This is a genomic window from Micromonospora sp. WMMD964 (genome assembly GCF_029581455.1).
GTDB lineage: Bacteria > Actinomycetota > Actinomycetes > Mycobacteriales > Micromonosporaceae > Micromonospora.
In genome coordinates, this window is record NZ_CP120860.1 from 5,166,632 (window position 1) to 5,183,191 (window position 16,560).

Sequence of the window (16,560 nt, forward strand, 5' to 3'; positions counted from 1 at the left end):
AGGTTTGGACTTGCAGGTCCATTTTTGTCGAGCAAAGGTCTGGCAAGCGGTCCGATCGGGGGCCGACACATGATCGGAAGGACGCAACGATGAACCACTACTACCTGCTCGGTCGGTCCGGTCTGCGGGTCAGCCGGCTGGCGCTGGGCACCATGAACTTCGGCGTCGACGGCTTCCACGCCGCGTACGGCAAGACCGAGGAGGAGTCGGAGCCGATCTTCCGCCGGTATCTGGAGTCGGGCGGGAACTTCATCGACACGGCGGACTTCTACACCGCCGGGCAGAGCGAGAAGATCCTCGGTCGGCTGATCGACCGGGCCGGTGTCCGCGAACGACTCGTGCTGACCAGCAAGTTCACCAACACCGTCGACCCGAGCGACCCGAACGCGAGCGGCAACGGCCGTAAGCACATCATGCGGGCCGTGGAGGCGTCGCTGAGCCGACTCGGCACCGACTACATCGACCTGTACCTGCTGCACACCTGGGACCGGATCACTCCGATCGAGGAGGTCGTGCACACCCTCGACGACCTGGTCCGCGCTGGCAAGATCCGCTACGCCGGCCTCTCCGACGTACCGGCCTGGTACGCGGCCCGCGCACAGAGCTACGCCGAGGCGCACGGACTGGCCCCGATGATCAATCTGCAGCTGCCGTACTCCCTGGTCATGCGGGACATCGAGGCGGAGTACGTGGCGATGGCCCAGACCCTGGGCATGGGCGTCACCGCGTTCAGCCCGATCGGCGGCGGCCTGCTCAGCGGCAAGTACCAACGCACCAGCGAGGGCCTGACCGGGAGCGGCCGGCTGACCACCCCCAACGCCGCGGGCCGGGAGATCAGCCCCAACGACTGGAACGTCATCGAGGCGCTGGAGGACGTCGCCGCCGACCTGGGTCGCAGCATGGCCCAGGTCGCGATCAACTGGGTCGCCACCCAGCCCGCGGTCGCCTCGGTGATCATCGGGGCGAGCAGCGCCGAGCAGGTCTCCAGCAACTTCGAGGCGCTCGACTTCGAGATCCCGGCCGACGCCCGCCGCCGGCTCGACGAGGCCAGCGCCCCGAACCTCGGGCTGCCGTACGGCATGTTCACCCCGCAGTACCAGTCCTGGGTGGTCAGCCCTGGCCTCGGCATCGGCGACAAGCCGGCCGGCTACGCGCCACCGGTGCTCAACGCCGCCGCCCAGCCCGCCGAGTGACGTGCCGTTGAGCGGTATACCTCAGAGTCATAAGTATGACTGTGAGGTATACCGCTCGTTGGCGCATCAGCCCCCGGGCCGCCGGCCGAGCCAGGGCCAGGACCAGGGACCACTCACCCAGATCACCGCGACCGCTCCGGCGACGGCGTCACCGACCGAGTGACACGTCCGTCGCCGGAGCCGTCGCGCCTTCGTAGAGCGCGACGTACCGCCGTCGCCACTCGTCGCCGTCGGCACCGAGGTTGAGGGTGTTGTGTGCGACGCCCAGCGCGTCGGGCAGGGTGCACACCCGCAGCGGCACCGCGTTCGCGTCGGCGATCCGGCGCGGCACGTCGACCGCGGCGGCGAGGTCCACCACGCCGTCGAGTGGGCTGATCGCCACCGCCACGCTCCGCAGCGCGCCCCGTCGAGGCGGACGCGGCAGGGTGCGGGCGATCGTCAGGTACTGGGTGACGGCGGCGAGGGAGTATCCGCGCGACGTGACGCGGTCGCGCAGGACGCGACGCCCGTACAGCAGGAGGAGGGGTCGGACCAGGTACGCCGGCGCCTGTCGCGGACTCGGACCGAAGAACGGCGACAGCAGGAGCAGTCGGCGTACGGCGGCGCCGGGCACCTGGGCCAGCCAGGTGGCGAGCACGGCACCGCCGGAGATCCCCACGACGCCGACCTCGTCGCCCAGGGCCGCGGCGATGGCCCAGGCCCGCGCGGCGTACGTCGTCAGCTCCTCGGCCTGGACCCGGTGGTGGGCCTGCCGGTCGACGGTCCCGTGCTGCGGGGCGCGCGGCACCCAGACGTTGTAGCCCCGGTCGAAGAACTCCTGGGACAGGTCGTCGTACTGCTCCGGCGCGAGGGTGTATCCGTGCAGCAGCAGGACCGCCCGGTCGGTACGCGAGCCGTGGCTGAGCAGACGGCTGCGCGACTCCGGGCGGACCGCCGGGTCCGTCGTCTCGTCCGCGACGTGGGCCTCGGCGGCCCGGACCGCGGTGTCGAAGTCGAGCGGCTGCGCGGGCGCGAGACGGCGACCCGGACGCCGTACGGGCCAGAGCCAGAGCCCGGCGACGGCCGCCACGACCAGCGCCGATCCGCCGACGACGAACGCGATGATCTCGGGCATGGGCAGATGGTGGCAGGGACGGCGGCCGACGGCGGCCCAGGGGTGCGCCCCGGTGACAGGGCGCACCCCGTCCGGCTATTCCGGGGAGTTCGGCGGTGCGAAGGTGACCCGGGCGCGCAGTTGCCGGAACCCGGTCCGTTCCAGCTCCGCCAGCACCGCCACCCGGTGTGCCGCGACGTCGGCGATGACCTCCCGGGCACCGTCGGCGACGAGCATGCGGACCGCCTCGGCCAGCAGTTCGGGACGGGCCGCCTCGTCGAGCAGGCCGAGATAGGCCAGGAGCGGGTAGCAGGCGTCGCCGGCGGTGCCGACCAGGCCCACCGGTCGGTCGGCCTCCATCGCGACCCGCCATCCCCGCACCGCGTCCCCCAGCCACCCGAGGGGGTCGGTGGCCAGGTCGACGCCGCCGACCACCCGTGCGATCTCGACGCCGGTCAGCACGTCCGGCTCGGCGACCCGGGCGACCAGGGCGTTGATCTCCGCCGCGTCGGCGGGGGCGCGGAAGTCGTAGCGTCCGGAGGACGCCGGCAGGGGCGTGCCTGCCCAGGAGCACCTGATTCGTTCCTCCCGCTCGACCAGCCCGGCGAGCTGGGCGGCGGCCATCGGTGCCCGCACCACGGCCAGCACCTCGGGTCGACGCCGCCAGTGCGCCGGCAGGGCGGCGTAGTACAGACCGGGACCGCCGAGTGCTTCGTGGGCGGCGCGCAACAGCTCCGCCCCCACCTCCGGTTCGGCGTCCAGATCGAACCGGTCCAGCCAGGGGGCGCCGACGGCGCCCGGTGGGAGGAGCCAGGCCGCCCGACCGACCACCCGGTCGGCGCGCAGCGCGACCCAGGTGGTCTCGGGCCGGTAGCCGCCGCCGGCGACCCCGTCGGCGTAGGCGACCTGGCGCAGTTGGGGCAGCGGGTCGGGCATGGAGTCGAAGACGTGTTCCTCGCCCGCGACGAGCGGACGGATGACCAGATCTGTCATGGCGTGGTCCTTCGGGAAGCGAGCGCCCCCGGGTCAGATCCGCGCGGACGCCGGAGCGCGGAGGGGGCGCAGAACATCGGACATCGTTCTGACCTCCTTCCGGCTCGACGGCGTGCCGACGACCCTACGGGTGACGGTCGGCTGCCCGCAAGGGATTGTCACAGTGTCGGGTTGGTCTGCGCCCGACGCTTGTGGGCTCGCTGGTCGAAGACGGTGATGCCGGCCAGGATCACCGCCACGCTGACCCCGACGGCGACCGGCGGGAGCAACACCATGGGCAGCGCCCCCACGACCAGCGCCGCCACGCCGAGATACAACGCCCGACAGCGCGGGGCGAGCCGACTCTCCTCCTCCAGGAAGCTGCGCCCGATCAGGAACAGCACCGGGCCACCGAAGATGATGACCACCAGGGCCCAGTCGATCGGCGGGTGGGGGTCCTCGATGATCTGCCCGAAGCCGACGGCGGTGCAGATGATGCCACCGACGATGAGCAGCAGGCTGTAGCTGGCCCACCGGGACAGGTTGATCCCCTCCCCGCTGGAGGTCGAGGCGGGACCGGAACTGACGTGGTAGAAGTAGATCCGCCAGAACGCGACGACCGCCACGAACGAGGCGACGAGGGTGATGGTCCCGTCTCGGGAGAAGCCCGGGAAGCTGACCGCGGCACCGGCTTCGAGCACCACCTCGGCAAGCGCGATCATGAAGAACTGGTTGTAGCGCTCGGCGAGGTGCGTCTGCGAGACGGTGACGCCCAGGGAGTTGAGCTGCCGTCCGCCCACCCGGGGCAGCGGGTAGGTGGCGGCGGCGCCGATCAACTCGATGGCGAGCGCGATGGTCCAGAAGACGCCCCGGCCGAGACCGCCGCTGATGCCACCGCTGATCCAGAGCACACCCGAGGCCATATGCCAGGTCAGGATCCGGATCGAGAACCCCTGCACCGGGTGACCCCGTAGGGCGAACGCCAGGAAGAGCGGTCGACCGACCTGGATGATCACATAGGTGACGGAGAAGACGACGCCGCGTTGTCCGAAGGCCTGCGGCAGCGAGACCGCCAGCACCAGCGTGCCGAACATCGTCACCAGCAGGAATGCCTGGAGTTCGGGACGGCGCGGGTCGTAGGTGCTGGACAGCAGCGCGTTGAGTGACCAGATCATCCACATCGCCGTGAAGAAGAGGACCGTCTGGCCCGCCTCGGACAGCAGGGTGTGCCGGACGATGGTGAGGTCGTCCGCGACCCGCCCGGCGAGGCGGGCGAGCGCGAAGACGTAGACGATGTCGAACAGCAGCTCCAGGACCGTCGCCGAGTTCGGGCTCTTGCTGTCCCCGAGCCCCCGGAACACGGCACGCGTCGACACGGACGGCGGGACCGCTCAGCCGGCCGGAGCCGCCGACACGGGCACACCGAGGTGACGACGGTGCTCGGTGATCCGCCCCGCTGCCATCGCTCCGGGTCTCCTCCCCGACCGGTCCCACCTGACCACTGTGAGCATGTTATCTATTTTTGATCCGATTTCAGGGCTTATGGCCGGACAGGTATCGGAGGTGCGGTCAGACCGCTCGGGCGGCACCGATCGCTGACCGGTTCGTCGGCGTCGCGGTTCCGGCGAAACTGTTATCCGGGTACGGCTGGCGAGTCTCCTGATGTGGGGCGTTGGCGGGATCCTCCCGCCGACGCGGCATCGAGTAGCGATGCGAGCACACGAAGGAGTCGAGACGATGCGCGCAACCGGCCCGGGAGAAGCGGACGCCGCGAGGGGCGGTCGGGGCGTCCACGCGGAACCCCGACGCGGGTCACCCGGCCGCCTTCCGATCGGTGTACGGCGTCTGCTGTGGCCGCTCGCCGTGGCCGCCGTGGTCGCCGTACTGGTCAGTGGTGTGGTCGTCGTGATGCAACCGACCGGGCCGACGCCCGCCCCGGCCGCGACGCAGGCGGTCGACGCCCCGCCGTCCACCGGCCCGGAGCCCGACTCGTCCACCGGGACCACGCCCTCCGCCACGGCGAGCCCGACGGCGGTGAGCCCGTCGGCGACGCCGTCGGTGAAGCCGACGACCGGGCGTCCGGTCGCCCCGGCGGCATCGGCGGTGACCTCGAAGCGCAAGGGTGTCGGGGTGTGGACCTTCGACGGGGTCAGCCAGGCGCTCGCCAACTCCGGCGCGAGTTGGTATTACACCTGGGACGTGAAGCACCAGGGCGTCACCAGCCCGAAGGGCGCCGAGTTCGTCCCGATGATCTGGGGGGCGAAGAGCGTCACCGCCACCAACCTGCAACAGGCCAAGCAGAACGGCAAGTACCTGCTCGGGTTCAACGAGCCGGACCTGAAGGGTCAGGCGGAGATGACCGTGGAGCAGGCGTTGGACCTGTGGCCGCAGTTGCAGGCCACCGGCCTTCCGCTGGGCAGCCCGGCGGTGGCCTGGGGTGGTGACCGGCCGGGCGAGTGGCTCGACCGCTTCATGGCCGGGGCGAAGCAGCGCGGCTACCGTGTCGACTTCATCGCCCTGCACTGGTACGGCGGCGACTTCACCACCGCCAACGCCGTCAACCAGCTCAAGTCGTACCTCCAGGGCGTACACGACCGCTACCGGCTGCCGATCTGGCTCACCGAGTTCGCCCTGATCGACTTCTCCAACGGCGTCCGCTTCCCGACCCAGGCGCAGCAGGCCGCGTTCCTCACCGCGGCGACGAAGATGCTGGGCGGCCTGTCCTGGCTACAGCGGTACGCGTGGTTCGGCCTGCCCGCCACGGACAAGGACCAGACCGGGCTGTTCCGCACCGGCAGCGAGGCGACCGCCGTCGGCCGTGCCTACCAGGCGGCTCGCTGAGCCTGCCGAGGCGTCGTCACTCCCGCGGGATCGCCTCGATCGTCGCCAGGTGCCGCTCACCCCAGTCACCGAGCGGGATCAGGGCCTCGTTCAGGGACTGACCGAAGCCGGTCAGCGAGTATTCGACCTTCGGCGGAACCTGGTGGTAGACCTCCCGGTGCACCAGTCCGTACGTGACCATGTCCCGTAGCTGCTCGATCAGCATCTTCTCGCTGATCCCGGTGATCCCCCGCCGCACCTCGGCGAAGCGACGAGGGCCCTGGTGCAGCTCCCACAGGATCAGCGCCTTCCACTTGCCGCCCACCATGTCCACCGCCGCATCGAGACCACACGAGTAGGTGCGCTTCTTCATGCCTCTCCGCTCACCGAAAGGTAGGTACCTGAGGAAATAGTAGGTACTTGATGCCTCCCACAGGGCAGACCGAGGATGGGATCGGCCCGTCGAACATCCGTTGCGGCGCCACTCCATTCCGTCTTTCCGAGGAGCACCTCCATGCCCGATCACGTCCGTCCCCCGGTCACCGTTCTCGGACTCGGGCCGATGGGTCAGGCGCTGGCCGCCGCGCTGCTGGCCGCCGGGCACCCCACCACCGTCTGGAACCGGACTGCGGCACGGGCCGACCCACTCGTCGCCCGCGGGGCACGGCTGGCGACCACCGTGGACGAGGCGGTACGAGCCAGCCCGCTGACGCTCGCCTGCGTCATCGACAACGCGGCGGTCCGCCAGATCGTCGAACCGGCGGCCGTCGCGTTGAAGGGCCGCACCCTGGTGAACCTCACGGCCGACACGCCACGCCGCGCTCGGACCATGAGCGAGTGGGCGGGCTCGCACGGCGTCGACTACCTCGACGGCGCGATCATGACCCCCGCCCCCACCATCGGCGGGCCTTCCGCGCTCGTGCTCTACAGCGGCCCCGAGGACAGCTGGCAGACACACCGGCCGACGCTGGCTCACCTCGGCGGATCCGCCGACTGGCTCGGACCGGAACCCGGCCGGGCCGCCGCCTACGACATCGCACTGCTCGACGTCTTCTGGTCGGCGATGAGCGGTGTCGCCCACGCCTTCGCACTGGCCCAGGCCGAACGGATCAGCCCGACCGTCCTCGCGCCGTACGCCAGAGGCATCGCGGAGCTGCTGCCGGACCTGGTCGACGACATGGCCCGTCGGCTGGACACGGACGAGCACACCGCCGACGTGTCCGCCATCGCCTCGGCCGCCACCAGCATGGCCCACATCATCGAGGCCGCCGTGGAACACCACCTCGATGTCGGCGCGGTACGGGCGGCCCACGCGGCGGCCCTGCGGGCGATCAGCGCCGGGCACGGCGCGGACGACTTCTCCCGGATGCCCCAGGCGTACGCGGTCGGGGCGTCAACGAGCCCGGGTGTCGACGTGGTCGCGCCATGAGTGCTGCGGCTCGTAACCGAGCACCCGTCGCGCCTTGTCGATGCTGAGCAGGGTCTCGTGCTCGCCGAGATCCTTCCGGATCTCCACACCCGGGTAGACCTCGGCCATCAGGCTGGCACTGGACCGGCTCATCACGGTGTCGGCGTTGGCGATGACGAACACGTCGGCGCCGGGCCGGTCGTGGGCGAGCGCCCGTTCGACCGCCTGCGCGCCGTCGCGGGCGTCGATGTAGCCCCACAGGTTCCACCGGCGCAGCTGCGGGTCCGCGTCGAACGAGGGGAACGGGGCGTAGTCCTCGACATCCATCACGTTGGAGAAGCGCAGGCCCACCATGACCAACTCCGGGTCCCAGCGGCAGAAGTGCCGGGCCATCTCCTCCTCAAGGGCCTTGTTCAGGGAGTACGTCGACTCGGGGCGCGGCGCGTACTCCTCGTCGACAGGCGCGTACGGCGGCGGGGTGTCGAACGGCAGCCCGAGCACCGTCTCGCTGGACGCCCAGACGACCCGCTTGATCCCGGCCGCCCGGGCCGCGGCGAACACGTTGTACGTGGCGGCGGAGTTGTTGGCGAACGTGGTGGCGTTCGACATCAGCCCGGGGGCCGGGACGGCCGCCAGGTGCACGATCGCGTCGACGCCACCCGCGTGTTCGTCGGCGCCCCCGGTGAACGCCTCCACCACCTGCCCGTAGTCGGTCAGGTCGACCAGGAGGAACTCGCCGTTCACGTCGCGGGGGTCGCGGCCACCGGCGCGGTCCACCGCCAGCACGTCGACGCCGACCGCGCGTAGGTGGGCGACCACGGCGCGGCCGAGCTTGCCGGTGGCGCCGGTGACGACGACACGCCTGGGCAGTGCGGGGTTGCTCATGACTCCATCTTCACCGGGGGCAAACGCGGACCCACACGCGGGTACAGGTGCACCGTTCGAGACAGCGGACGCGACCGGTCTGGATTTGAGAAGCGCCGGTCGTGGGGCGGCACCTAGCGTGATCGCCATGACATCCATCGCCGGCGACCGCGAAGTGACCGGGGGAAGCATGACGGAGGTTCCGCCGCGCGGGCTTGAGCAGAGACTTCGGGACACCCGCGCCAGGCTGGAGAACGATGTCGACCTCTGGGTCGCGACGGCGGGTTCCCCGGGGGGCGTACACCTCATCCCACTGTCGTTCCTCTGGGACGGGACCGCCTTGCTCATCTCGACGCCGCGCGCCTCGGTCACCGGCCGCAACCTGGTGGCGGATGGCCGGGTACGACTCAGCCTCGGGCCGACGCGCGACGTCGTCATCGTCGAGGGCATCGCTGAGCCGGTGGACATCGCCGACCTCGGCGACCAGACGGGTGACGCGTTCGCGACCAAGACGGGCTTCGACCCGAGCGCCCTCGACGAGCCCTACCAGTACTTTCTGATCCGACCGCAGCGCATCCAGGCCTGGCGGGAGGCGAATGAGCTGAAGGGACGCCTCCTCATGCGCGACGGCCGCTGGCTCGGCTGACCGCGCGAGGTACCCGCGCGTACCACCATGATCGGGCCGTCGGGTGCGTAACGTGCAGGGGGTAGACGTTGTCGCGACGAGGAGACCTCATGTCCAAGCCACCGCTTCCCGAGGCCGCGGTCGAGATGCTGCGCAAGCCGAACCCGGCCGTCATGACCACGCTTCGCAACGGTGGTCAGCCGGTCTCCGCCGCCACCTGGTACCTGTGGGAGGACGGCCGGATCCTGGTGAACATGGACGAGAGCCGCCGCCGGTTGGAGCACGTCCGCAACGACCCCCGGGTCTCGCTCACCGTCCTGGACGAGGCCGGCTGGTACACCCACGTCAGCATCATCGGGCACGTTTCCGAGCTGCGCGCCGACGAGGACTTCGCGGACATCGACCGGCTGGCCAAGCACTACACCGGCAACGCGTACCCCCGGCGTGACCGTGGCCGGGTCAGCGCCCTGATCGAGATCGACCGCTGGCACGGCTGGGGCTCGCTGAAGGACAACAGCCAGATCGGCTGACGTCCGCCCCCTGTCGCCGCCGACCGCAGCCGTCGGCGGCGACAGGGCACCGGTGGTCAGGGGGTCAGCGTCGCGGCGGACCGGGTGCGGGCGCGGGTCACCAGGTAGCCGAAGGCCGCCGCGGTGAAGAACATGACGATGCCGTAGACGGCCCCCGGGATCGCCATCTGGGTGCTGTCGAGCAACGCCGGGCTGAGCGCGATGGTGATGGCCAGGGTGCTGTTGTGGATGCCGATCTCGAACCCGGCGGCCGTCGCGGCGCTCCGGTCGACCCCGGCGAGCCGCGGCACCCCGTACCCGATGGCGAGGCTGAGCAGGTTGAACGCGAGCACGGCCAGGCCGACCGCGACGAAGTAGTCGGCGATGTTCTCCCGTTCGCCGAGCACCGCCCCGGCGATGACGGCGACGAGCACCACGACGGAGAGGACCCGCACCGGGCGGTTCAGCCGTTCGGCGACGTGCGGCATGCGGGCGCGGATCAGCATGCCGATCGCGACCGGGACGAGCACGATGGCGAAGACCTGCACCACCTTGTCGAACTGGAGTCCGAGGCTTCGCCCGTCGGGTAGGAAGTACGCCGCCGACAGGTTGACCAGGATCGGCAGGGTGAACACGGCGAGCACCGAGTTGATGGCGGTCAGGGTGATGTTCAGGGCCACGTGCCCACCGAACAGGTGACTGTAGAGGTTGGCCGTCGTGCCGCCCGGCGAGGCGGCCAGCAGCATCATGCCGACGGCCAACTCCGGTGCCAGGTCGAACGCGAGGACGAGGCAGAAGCAGAGCGCCGGCAGCACCAGCACCTGACACACCAGGGCGATGACGGCGGCTCGCGGGTGCCGAGCCACCCGGCGGAAGTCGGCGATGGTCAGTCCGAGACCCAGACCGAGCATGATGACGCCGAGAGCGATGGGCAGTCCGATCAATGTCAGGGCGGAGTCCATGGCACAACATCGTTACCACCGGGTAACGACGTCACAATCCCCCATGTGGCTGGACGGCTCTTGACCGTGGACGGTGACCGGCTTAACTTCATCGATCAGATAAGTCTCTTTACTATTCTGTTTGATTTCGTGGGAGTGTGCCGATGCGACCATTCCGCCACCGCCGTCTCACCGCCGTCGTCACACTGGCGGCTCTGCTGATCACCGCCGCACCGCCCGCCGCCGCCAGCGCGGGCGACGACAAGCAGCACCGCAGCGGCTACCACCGGGTCGGCTACTTCACCCAGTGGGGCATCTACGGCCGGGCGTTCCCGGTGAAGAAGCTCGACACCTCCGGGGCGGCGAGCCGCCTCACCCACATCAACTACGCCTTCGGCAACGTCAGCGAGGACGGCCGCTGCTACGTCGACGGCGGGCCGGGCGAGGGCGACGCCTGGGCCGACTACCAGCGACCGGTTCCCGCCGAGGAGAGCGTCGACGGCGTCGCTGACGCACCGGGTCAGGCCCTCAACGGCAACTTCAACCAGCTCGCCAAGCTCAAGGCCAAGCACCCGAAACTCCAGGTGCTGATCTCGCTCGGTGGCTGGAGCTGGTCGACGTACTTCTCGAACGCCGCCCGCACCGACGCCTCCCGCAAGGCGTTCGTGGCGTCCTGCATCGACCTCTACCTCAAGGGGAACCTCCCCGGCAGCCCGGGCGCCGGGGCCGGCGTGTTCGACGGCATCGACCTCGACTGGGAGTGGCCCAACTGGGACGGTGAGCCGGGCAACGTGATCCGCCCGGAGGACCGGGAGAACTTCACCAAGCTGCTCGCCGAGTTCCGCCGGCAACTCGACGCCCACGGACGCAAGACCCGCACGCACCACCCGCTGACCGCCTTCCTGCCGGCCAACCCGGCGACGATGGACGCCGGCTACGAGGGTCGCAAGATCTTCAAGTACCTGGACTTCGCCACCGTGCAGGGGTACGACTTCCACGGCGGCTGGGACGCGAAGGCCAACCAGCAGTCCGCGCTGCGCGTGCCGACCGGCTCGCCGGACAACCCGGACTTCTCCGTCGAGGTGGCGGTCGACGGGTGGATCGCCCGGGGCGCTCCCCGGGACAAGCTGGTGCTCGGCATCCCGTACTACGGTCGCGGTTGGACCGGCATCACCGGCGGCGGCAACGGTCTCTTCCAGCCGGCCACCGGGCCCGCGCCGGCCACCTTCGAGGCCGGCAACGAGGACTACAAGAAGCTCAAGACCCTCGCCGGTAACGGCTTCGCCGTGCACCGCGACCTCCGCGCCGGGCACGCCTGGTTGTTCGACGGTACGACCCTGTGGACGTACGACGACCCGGCTGTCGTGTTGCAGAAGACGCTCTACATCCGCCGGGCCGGTCTGGGCGGCGCGATGGTCTGGTCGCTCGACGGCGACGACGACAACGCCACGCTGACCAGGACGATCGACCTCGGCCTGACCACCTGGTAGGCGACTTCTCCGGCGGCTCCCTTGATCATGTGGCGAGGACCTGCGTCAGGACCTCGGCTCACGTGCTCAGGGGAGCCGCTCCTCCTGCGTGGTGACCGCGCGCACCGTCGCCTCGACGAACGCGGTCACCTGGTCCATGTCCCGAGCCTGGTGCACGTCCAGCTCGGCCGACCAGCCCGGACGGCCGAGCTGGACCGTCACGTCCTCGCGACGGTGGGCCAGCCAGTCGGCGATCGCCTGCACCAGCACCATGGCGGGGCCCGCGCCGCCGACCGCCACCCGCAGCACATCGGCGCCGTCGGTCGACGTCCCGTCGGCAGGCGTGGTGGTCACCGCCTCGCGGAGCCGGTCATCGGCGCGCAGCCAGGACGTCAGCGAGCGCCGCGCGTCGGCGGAGGAGGAATCTGGATGGACCGAGAGTGTGATCATCTGCGGCAACGTCTCCACCTTCCAGCCAGGCATCGACAACGCTCTCATCCTGCCAGCCCGTCAGCGCGTCGGCATCCCGGCCGGTCGTCGGAGTCGATCAGACCTTGACCATGGTGTCGGCCGGTTCATAGGCTCCGGCCACTGCGAGGCTCTTCCCGAGAAGGGAACCCGAGACATGGCCCCATCGTCGCGTCCGTTCTGGACGGTCCCTCCGAAACGGCTGGCAGGTGCCGCCACCGTCGCGCTCCTGCTCGGCATGGCTCCCCTGGTCAGCGGCACGTCGACAGCGAGCGCCGCCCCTTCGTCGCGGTGCGGCAGTGACCCGAACGCCCGGCTGGGCACCGTGCCGAGCCCGGAGTCCGTGCTCGGCTTCCCCCTCGGCACGGGGCAGGAACGGGTCGTCACCAACGACGAGATCCGGACGTACCTCGGGGCCGTCGACAGCGCCTCTGACCGGGTCGTCACGGGAGTGATGACCACCAGCGTCCTCGACCAACCGCTGCCGTACGCGGTGGTGTCCAACGAGCGCAACGTGCGGCCCGCCGCCCTGCGGAAGATCGCCGACGATGTACGGGACCTGCGCGACCCGCGCCGGACCACCGCGCGGACGGCCGCCCGTACCGCGAAGGACAGCCCGGCCATCGTCTGGGTCACCGCCAACGTGCACGGCGGCGAGAAGAGCGGCACCGACGCGGCGCTCAAGACCCTGTACGAGTTGGCGGCGGGCTTGTCCTGCGAGGTCGCGCGGCGCAACGACAACCTGGTCACCATCATCGTCCCCACCCAGAACCCGGACGGCCGGGACGCGACGCGGCGGCAGAACGAGTTCGGCTTCGACCTGAACCGAGACTGGTTCGCCCGCACCCAGCAGGAGACCGACGGCAAGCTCGATCTGCTGCGTCGCTACCCGCCACAGGTGTTCGTCGACGCCCATGAGATGGGCGGCCGGCAGTACTTCTTCCCGCCCAACGCCGACCCGATCCACCACGAGATCGCCGGCGAGGCGGTGGACTGGATCAACCGGATCGGCGAGGCCAACAAGGCCGGCTTCGGTTTCAACGGCGCCTGCGACGACACCGTCATCACCGAGTGCTACTTCAACTACGACACGTACGACATGTTCTTCATGGGGTACGGCGACACCGTGCCGACCACCGGCTTCGGTGCGGCCGGCATGACGTACGAGAAGGGCAGCGCCTCGGCGGTGGCCGACCGCGTGCAGCAGCAGTTCCACACCCAGTGGTCGACGCTGGGCTGGGCCGCCGCCAACAAGCGTGAGGTGCTGGACGGCTACTACGACATCTGGACCGACGCGCTCGCCCAGGGCCGGGCGGGCACGCTGGAACCGAACGAGGTGGTGCAGCCCACCAACGAGGTCCAGTTCCCGGTGCCGGACGTCACGATCCGCTCGTACTTCCTGCTGCCCGACCGGCAGCTCGCCGACGTCCGCCGACTCGTGGAGCGGCTTCGCCGGATGGACGTCGAGGTGTACGAGGTACGCAAACCGACCCGCGTGCCCACCGCACGGGTCTTCGGCGGGCGCAGCACCACGAACGTGACGGTGCCCAAGGGGGCGTACTGGATCCCGATGGACCAGCCGCAGAAGCACTGGATCCAGGCCGTCATGGGCGAGGACCCGTACGTGCCGTTCCCGTACTTCTACGACGTGTCGTCCTGGAGCAACCCGCTGCTGATGGGCGTCTCGGCCATGTACACCGGCGACACCGTCAAGCCGAACGCCGAGCTGGTCCGGAAGATCGCCGGTGGTCGCACCGGCCCGGCCTGGCCGTGGGGCTCGTACACGTACCCGCTGGACTCGGCCGCCGCCGCCGAGTTCACCTTCACCCTGCTCGACCGCGGTGTCCCGCTGGTCCGTGACCTGGCGAGCAGCCTGGTCGCCATCCCGGCGGCCACCGTCAGCCGGACCGTCGACGAACTGGCCAGGTCGCTCGGGGTGACGCTCACAGCGGGCGGTCGGCCGACCGGCAACCGCCTCGACCTGCCCGACGTCGGGCTCTTCCAGGGCACCGGCATCTCCACCACGTCGGGCTCGCACGGCGAGGCGCGCTACGTGCTCGGCAAGCGGTGGGGGCTCGACCTGAAGCCGGTCACCACCGCCGACATCAACGACAACACCGCCGCGTTCACCGGGCGTACCGTGCTGGTGGTGCCGGACGGCAGCAGCCCCACCGGCGGTCTGACCGCCACCGGTCAGGCCAACCTGCGCGAGTGGATCGCCCAGGGCCACACCTACGTGGGGCTGCGCAACGAGGGCACTCGGCTGGCTCGCGCGGCTGGGCTCACCTCGACCACCGAGAAGACCAAGCCCGCCGACTACCTGGTGATCGGCTCGCACCTGCGCGTCGACGTGGACGGCTCCAGCCCGGTGGCGTCGGGTCGCCCGGCGGAGGACTTCGAGTTCAACAACAGCGACCCGATCCTCACCCCGAGCACCACCGGGACGAACGTGCTCACCTACCCGACCGGTGACACGTTCTGGGCCAACGGCTACACCGTCGCCGCGGACACCCTCAAGGGCACGGCGGCGGTCGTGGACGAACCGACCGGGGCCGGTCGGGCGGTCCTGTTCGCGTTCAATCCGCTCTTCCGGGCGTACAACGAGAATGGTCTGCACCTGGTGGCCAACGCGCTGCTCTACCCGGCGGGCGCGACGCCGGACGCCCGGCGCACGGCCGCCGTCGACGCGGCGCGCGCCAGCGCTGCCGCCGCGCCGGTGACACCGGACCTGGGCGGCGGTTGGCGACCGATCACCATCGAGGTCGCGGCGGCGGACCTGCCGCGCGTCCAGGCGATCGTCGAACGCTTCACCACCGACGCGAAGGCGTCCGCGAAGAACGATTCGGCGTACGTCGTGATCCCGAACCCGCGCGGACTCCAGGCCGACGAACACCCGTTCGCGAAGGATCTGGTACGCGCACTGCGCGACGCGCGGGTTCCGTTGCGGTCGGTGGTGGGCTGACGTAGAGCCCTCTGCACGGCGAAGCGCCCGTCCCCAGGTGTGGGGGCGGGCGCTTCGGCGTCTGCTGACTACGACCGCCGGGGAACCTCGGCGACGAACGCCCGCCAGGCCACCGGCCCGAAGACGAGTGCAGGCCCCTGCGGGTCTTTCGAGTCCCGCACGCCGACGACGCCTGGCAGATTGTCCGCGACCTCGACGCAGTTTCCGCCGCCGGAACCACTGCGGGTGGACTTGCGCCACACAGCGCCGATCAGGTCCATGACGTCTCCACTTCCTGCATGAGATCGAGTGACTGACGGCGGGGCAGCGCCTCGCTGCGAACCATCTCCCACCTCGACATGAGGGTATCCACGTCGTCGTCCCGGTCGATGACAACCCCGCCGAGCTGGTTCTCCATCTCCGCCACCCACTTGTAATCAGGCAGCCGGGCCAAGCTGAACGGCCCGGTCAGGCCGACGTGCATGCTGACCTCGTCCGGCAACACGTGCACACTGATGTTCGGTCGCTCGGCGAGGGTGGTCAACTGCTTGATCTGCCCCGTCATGATGTCGCGGAAGTCCGCGCTGGCGCGGCGGAGCACTGCCTCGGCGATGACTGCGACGAAGTGCGGGGCATTCGCCTTCGTGAGGATCGTCTGTCGGTCCATTCGGTGTGCCAGCCGCTTCTCGACCTCGTCGTCGCTCAACGTCTCGTTGCAGCGGATGACGGCGCGGCCGTAGCTCTCCGTCTGCAACAGACCCGGGACGAGGCTCGGCTGAAAGGACCTGAGCTGCGTCGCGGTGCGTTCCGCGTCGAGCCATGGCAGGAACCAGGACGGCGCGCCGAGCTTGCCCACCATGCGTTCGAACAGGCCGCCGTTCTTGAATGCGCGGTCGGCGCCCCTGATGAAGTCCATCGTCAACGCCCGCGTCTCGCTCTCCACGGCGCTGACATGGGAGGCGCTGAAACCCGCGCCGCGACCGAAGGATTCCTGGGTCATCCCGGCGACCCCTCGGGCGCGGCGGATCTCGCCCACGATGAACGCGGCGAGCGGGTGCGGCAAGTCGGCCATTCAACGCTCCCAACAACCACGCACGCCGCTGTCCGGCGCGGACTACGTCGCCAGCGCGTCTCGCACCGGCGCGACACCTTCCGAGCGTAGTCATCTCCACAGCGGAGTGTCACCACTGGCGCGCGGAGCCGGCTGATCGCAGCACCGCACCGCCGATCCGCGAAGATCTTGGACAGTTTCCGTTA

16 protein-coding genes are annotated in these 16,560 nt (G+C 70.1%); 7 read left to right on the top strand and 9 right to left on the bottom strand.

All coding sequences use genetic code 11. The annotated features are described in order from the left end of the window. Positions 1–89: 89 nt before the first annotated feature. Complete coding sequence (locus O7616_RS23640) at positions 90–1,193, top strand: aldo/keto reductase (RefSeq protein ID WP_282303992.1); 1,104 nt, start codon at positions 90–92, stop codon at positions 1,191–1,193. 148 nt (positions 1,194–1,341) lie between these two features. On the opposite strand, the gene O7616_RS23645 is transcribed toward O7616_RS23640, so the two are convergent. From O7616_RS23645 to O7616_RS23655, 3 genes are all read right to left on the bottom strand, one after another. Further along, positions 1,342–2,307 carry an alpha/beta fold hydrolase gene (locus tag O7616_RS23645; protein ID WP_282303993.1) on the bottom strand — a complete coding sequence of 322 codons (966 nt, stop codon included), beginning with the start codon at positions 2,305–2,307 and terminating at the stop codon, positions 1,342–1,344. 75 nt (positions 2,308–2,382) lie between these two features. Continuing rightward, a complete protein-coding gene (locus tag O7616_RS23650; RefSeq protein WP_282303994.1) occupies positions 2,383–3,279 on the bottom strand; it encodes an acetyltransferase in 897 nt (298 codons plus the stop codon). 158 nt (positions 3,280–3,437) lie between these two features. Further along, the gene (locus O7616_RS23655; protein WP_282303995.1) at positions 3,438–4,634 is read right to left on the bottom strand and encodes a low temperature requirement protein A; all 1,197 of its coding nucleotides are present in this window, start codon (positions 4,632–4,634) and stop codon (positions 3,438–3,440) included. Positions 4,635–4,995: 361 nt separating this feature from the next. Here O7616_RS23655 and O7616_RS23660 point away from each other — a divergent pair, with 361 nt between their 5' ends. Further along, positions 4,996–6,099, top strand: a complete 1,104-nt coding sequence (locus O7616_RS23660) for a glycosyl hydrolase (RefSeq protein WP_282303996.1) — start codon at positions 4,996–4,998, stop codon at positions 6,097–6,099. A 16-nt stretch (positions 6,100–6,115) separates the two neighbouring features. Here the strand turns inward: O7616_RS23660 and O7616_RS23665 are convergent, their stop codons facing one another. Continuing rightward, entirely contained in the window at positions 6,116–6,451 is a 336-nt protein-coding gene (locus O7616_RS23665; protein ID WP_282303997.1) for a helix-turn-helix domain-containing protein, read from the bottom strand. Between the two features lie 141 nt (positions 6,452–6,592). Here O7616_RS23665 and O7616_RS23670 point away from each other — a divergent pair, with 141 nt between their 5' ends. After that, entirely contained in the window at positions 6,593–7,507 is a 915-nt protein-coding gene (locus O7616_RS23670; RefSeq protein ID WP_282303998.1) for an NAD(P)-binding domain-containing protein, read from the top strand. On the opposite strand, the gene O7616_RS23675 is transcribed toward O7616_RS23670, so the two are convergent. Beyond that, a complete protein-coding gene (locus O7616_RS23675; RefSeq protein WP_282303999.1) occupies positions 7,472–8,371 on the bottom strand; it encodes an NAD(P)-dependent oxidoreductase in 900 nt (299 codons plus the stop codon). The two genes, O7616_RS23670 and O7616_RS23675, sit on opposite strands and share 36 nt — an antisense overlap. Positions 8,372–8,498: 127 nt before the next feature. On the opposite strand from O7616_RS23675, the gene O7616_RS23680 reads away from it, so the two are divergent. Then, the gene (locus O7616_RS23680; protein ID WP_282307707.1) at positions 8,499–8,996 is read left to right on the top strand and encodes a pyridoxamine 5'-phosphate oxidase family protein; all 498 of its coding nucleotides are present in this window, start codon (positions 8,499–8,501) and stop codon (positions 8,994–8,996) included. An 89-nt stretch (positions 8,997–9,085) separates the two neighbouring features. Continuing rightward, positions 9,086–9,505: a PPOX class F420-dependent oxidoreductase gene (locus O7616_RS23685; protein WP_282304000.1), complete on the top strand. Its 420-nt coding sequence runs from the start codon at positions 9,086–9,088 to the stop codon at positions 9,503–9,505. A gap of 56 nt (positions 9,506–9,561) precedes the next feature. Here the strand turns inward: O7616_RS23685 and O7616_RS23690 are convergent, their stop codons facing one another. Continuing rightward, positions 9,562–10,446, bottom strand: coding sequence for a bile acid:sodium symporter family protein (locus O7616_RS23690; RefSeq protein ID WP_282304001.1), 885 nt, complete (start codon positions 10,444–10,446; stop codon positions 9,562–9,564). Positions 10,447–10,589: 143 nt separating this feature from the next. Here O7616_RS23690 and O7616_RS23695 point away from each other — a divergent pair, with 143 nt between their 5' ends. Next, positions 10,590–11,915 (top strand): glycoside hydrolase family 18 protein, encoded by a 1,326-nt coding sequence (locus O7616_RS23695; RefSeq protein WP_282304002.1) that lies wholly within the window; start codon positions 10,590–10,592, stop codon positions 11,913–11,915. Positions 11,916–11,981: 66 nt separating this feature from the next. Here O7616_RS23695 and O7616_RS23700 read toward each other — a convergent pair whose 3' ends face one another. Next, complete coding sequence (locus O7616_RS23700) at positions 11,982–12,377, bottom strand: hypothetical protein (protein ID WP_282264874.1); 396 nt, start codon at positions 12,375–12,377, stop codon at positions 11,982–11,984. Positions 12,378–12,519: 142 nt separating this feature from the next. On the opposite strand from O7616_RS23700, the gene O7616_RS23705 reads away from it, so the two are divergent. Then, a complete protein-coding gene (locus O7616_RS23705; RefSeq protein WP_282304003.1) occupies positions 12,520–15,324 on the top strand; it encodes a M14 family zinc carboxypeptidase in 2,805 nt (934 codons plus the stop codon). A 68-nt stretch (positions 15,325–15,392) separates the two neighbouring features. Here O7616_RS23705 and O7616_RS23710 read toward each other — a convergent pair whose 3' ends face one another. Continuing rightward, on the bottom strand, positions 15,393–15,584 hold the full coding sequence (locus O7616_RS23710; RefSeq protein ID WP_282304004.1) for a DUF397 domain-containing protein: 192 nt from the start codon (positions 15,582–15,584) through the stop codon (positions 15,393–15,395). Then, a complete protein-coding gene (locus tag O7616_RS23715; protein WP_282304005.1) occupies positions 15,575–16,375 on the bottom strand; it encodes a helix-turn-helix transcriptional regulator in 801 nt (266 codons plus the stop codon). Before O7616_RS23715 ends, O7616_RS23710 begins: the two co-directional genes overlap by 10 nt. Positions 16,376–16,560: the final 185 nt, after the last annotated feature.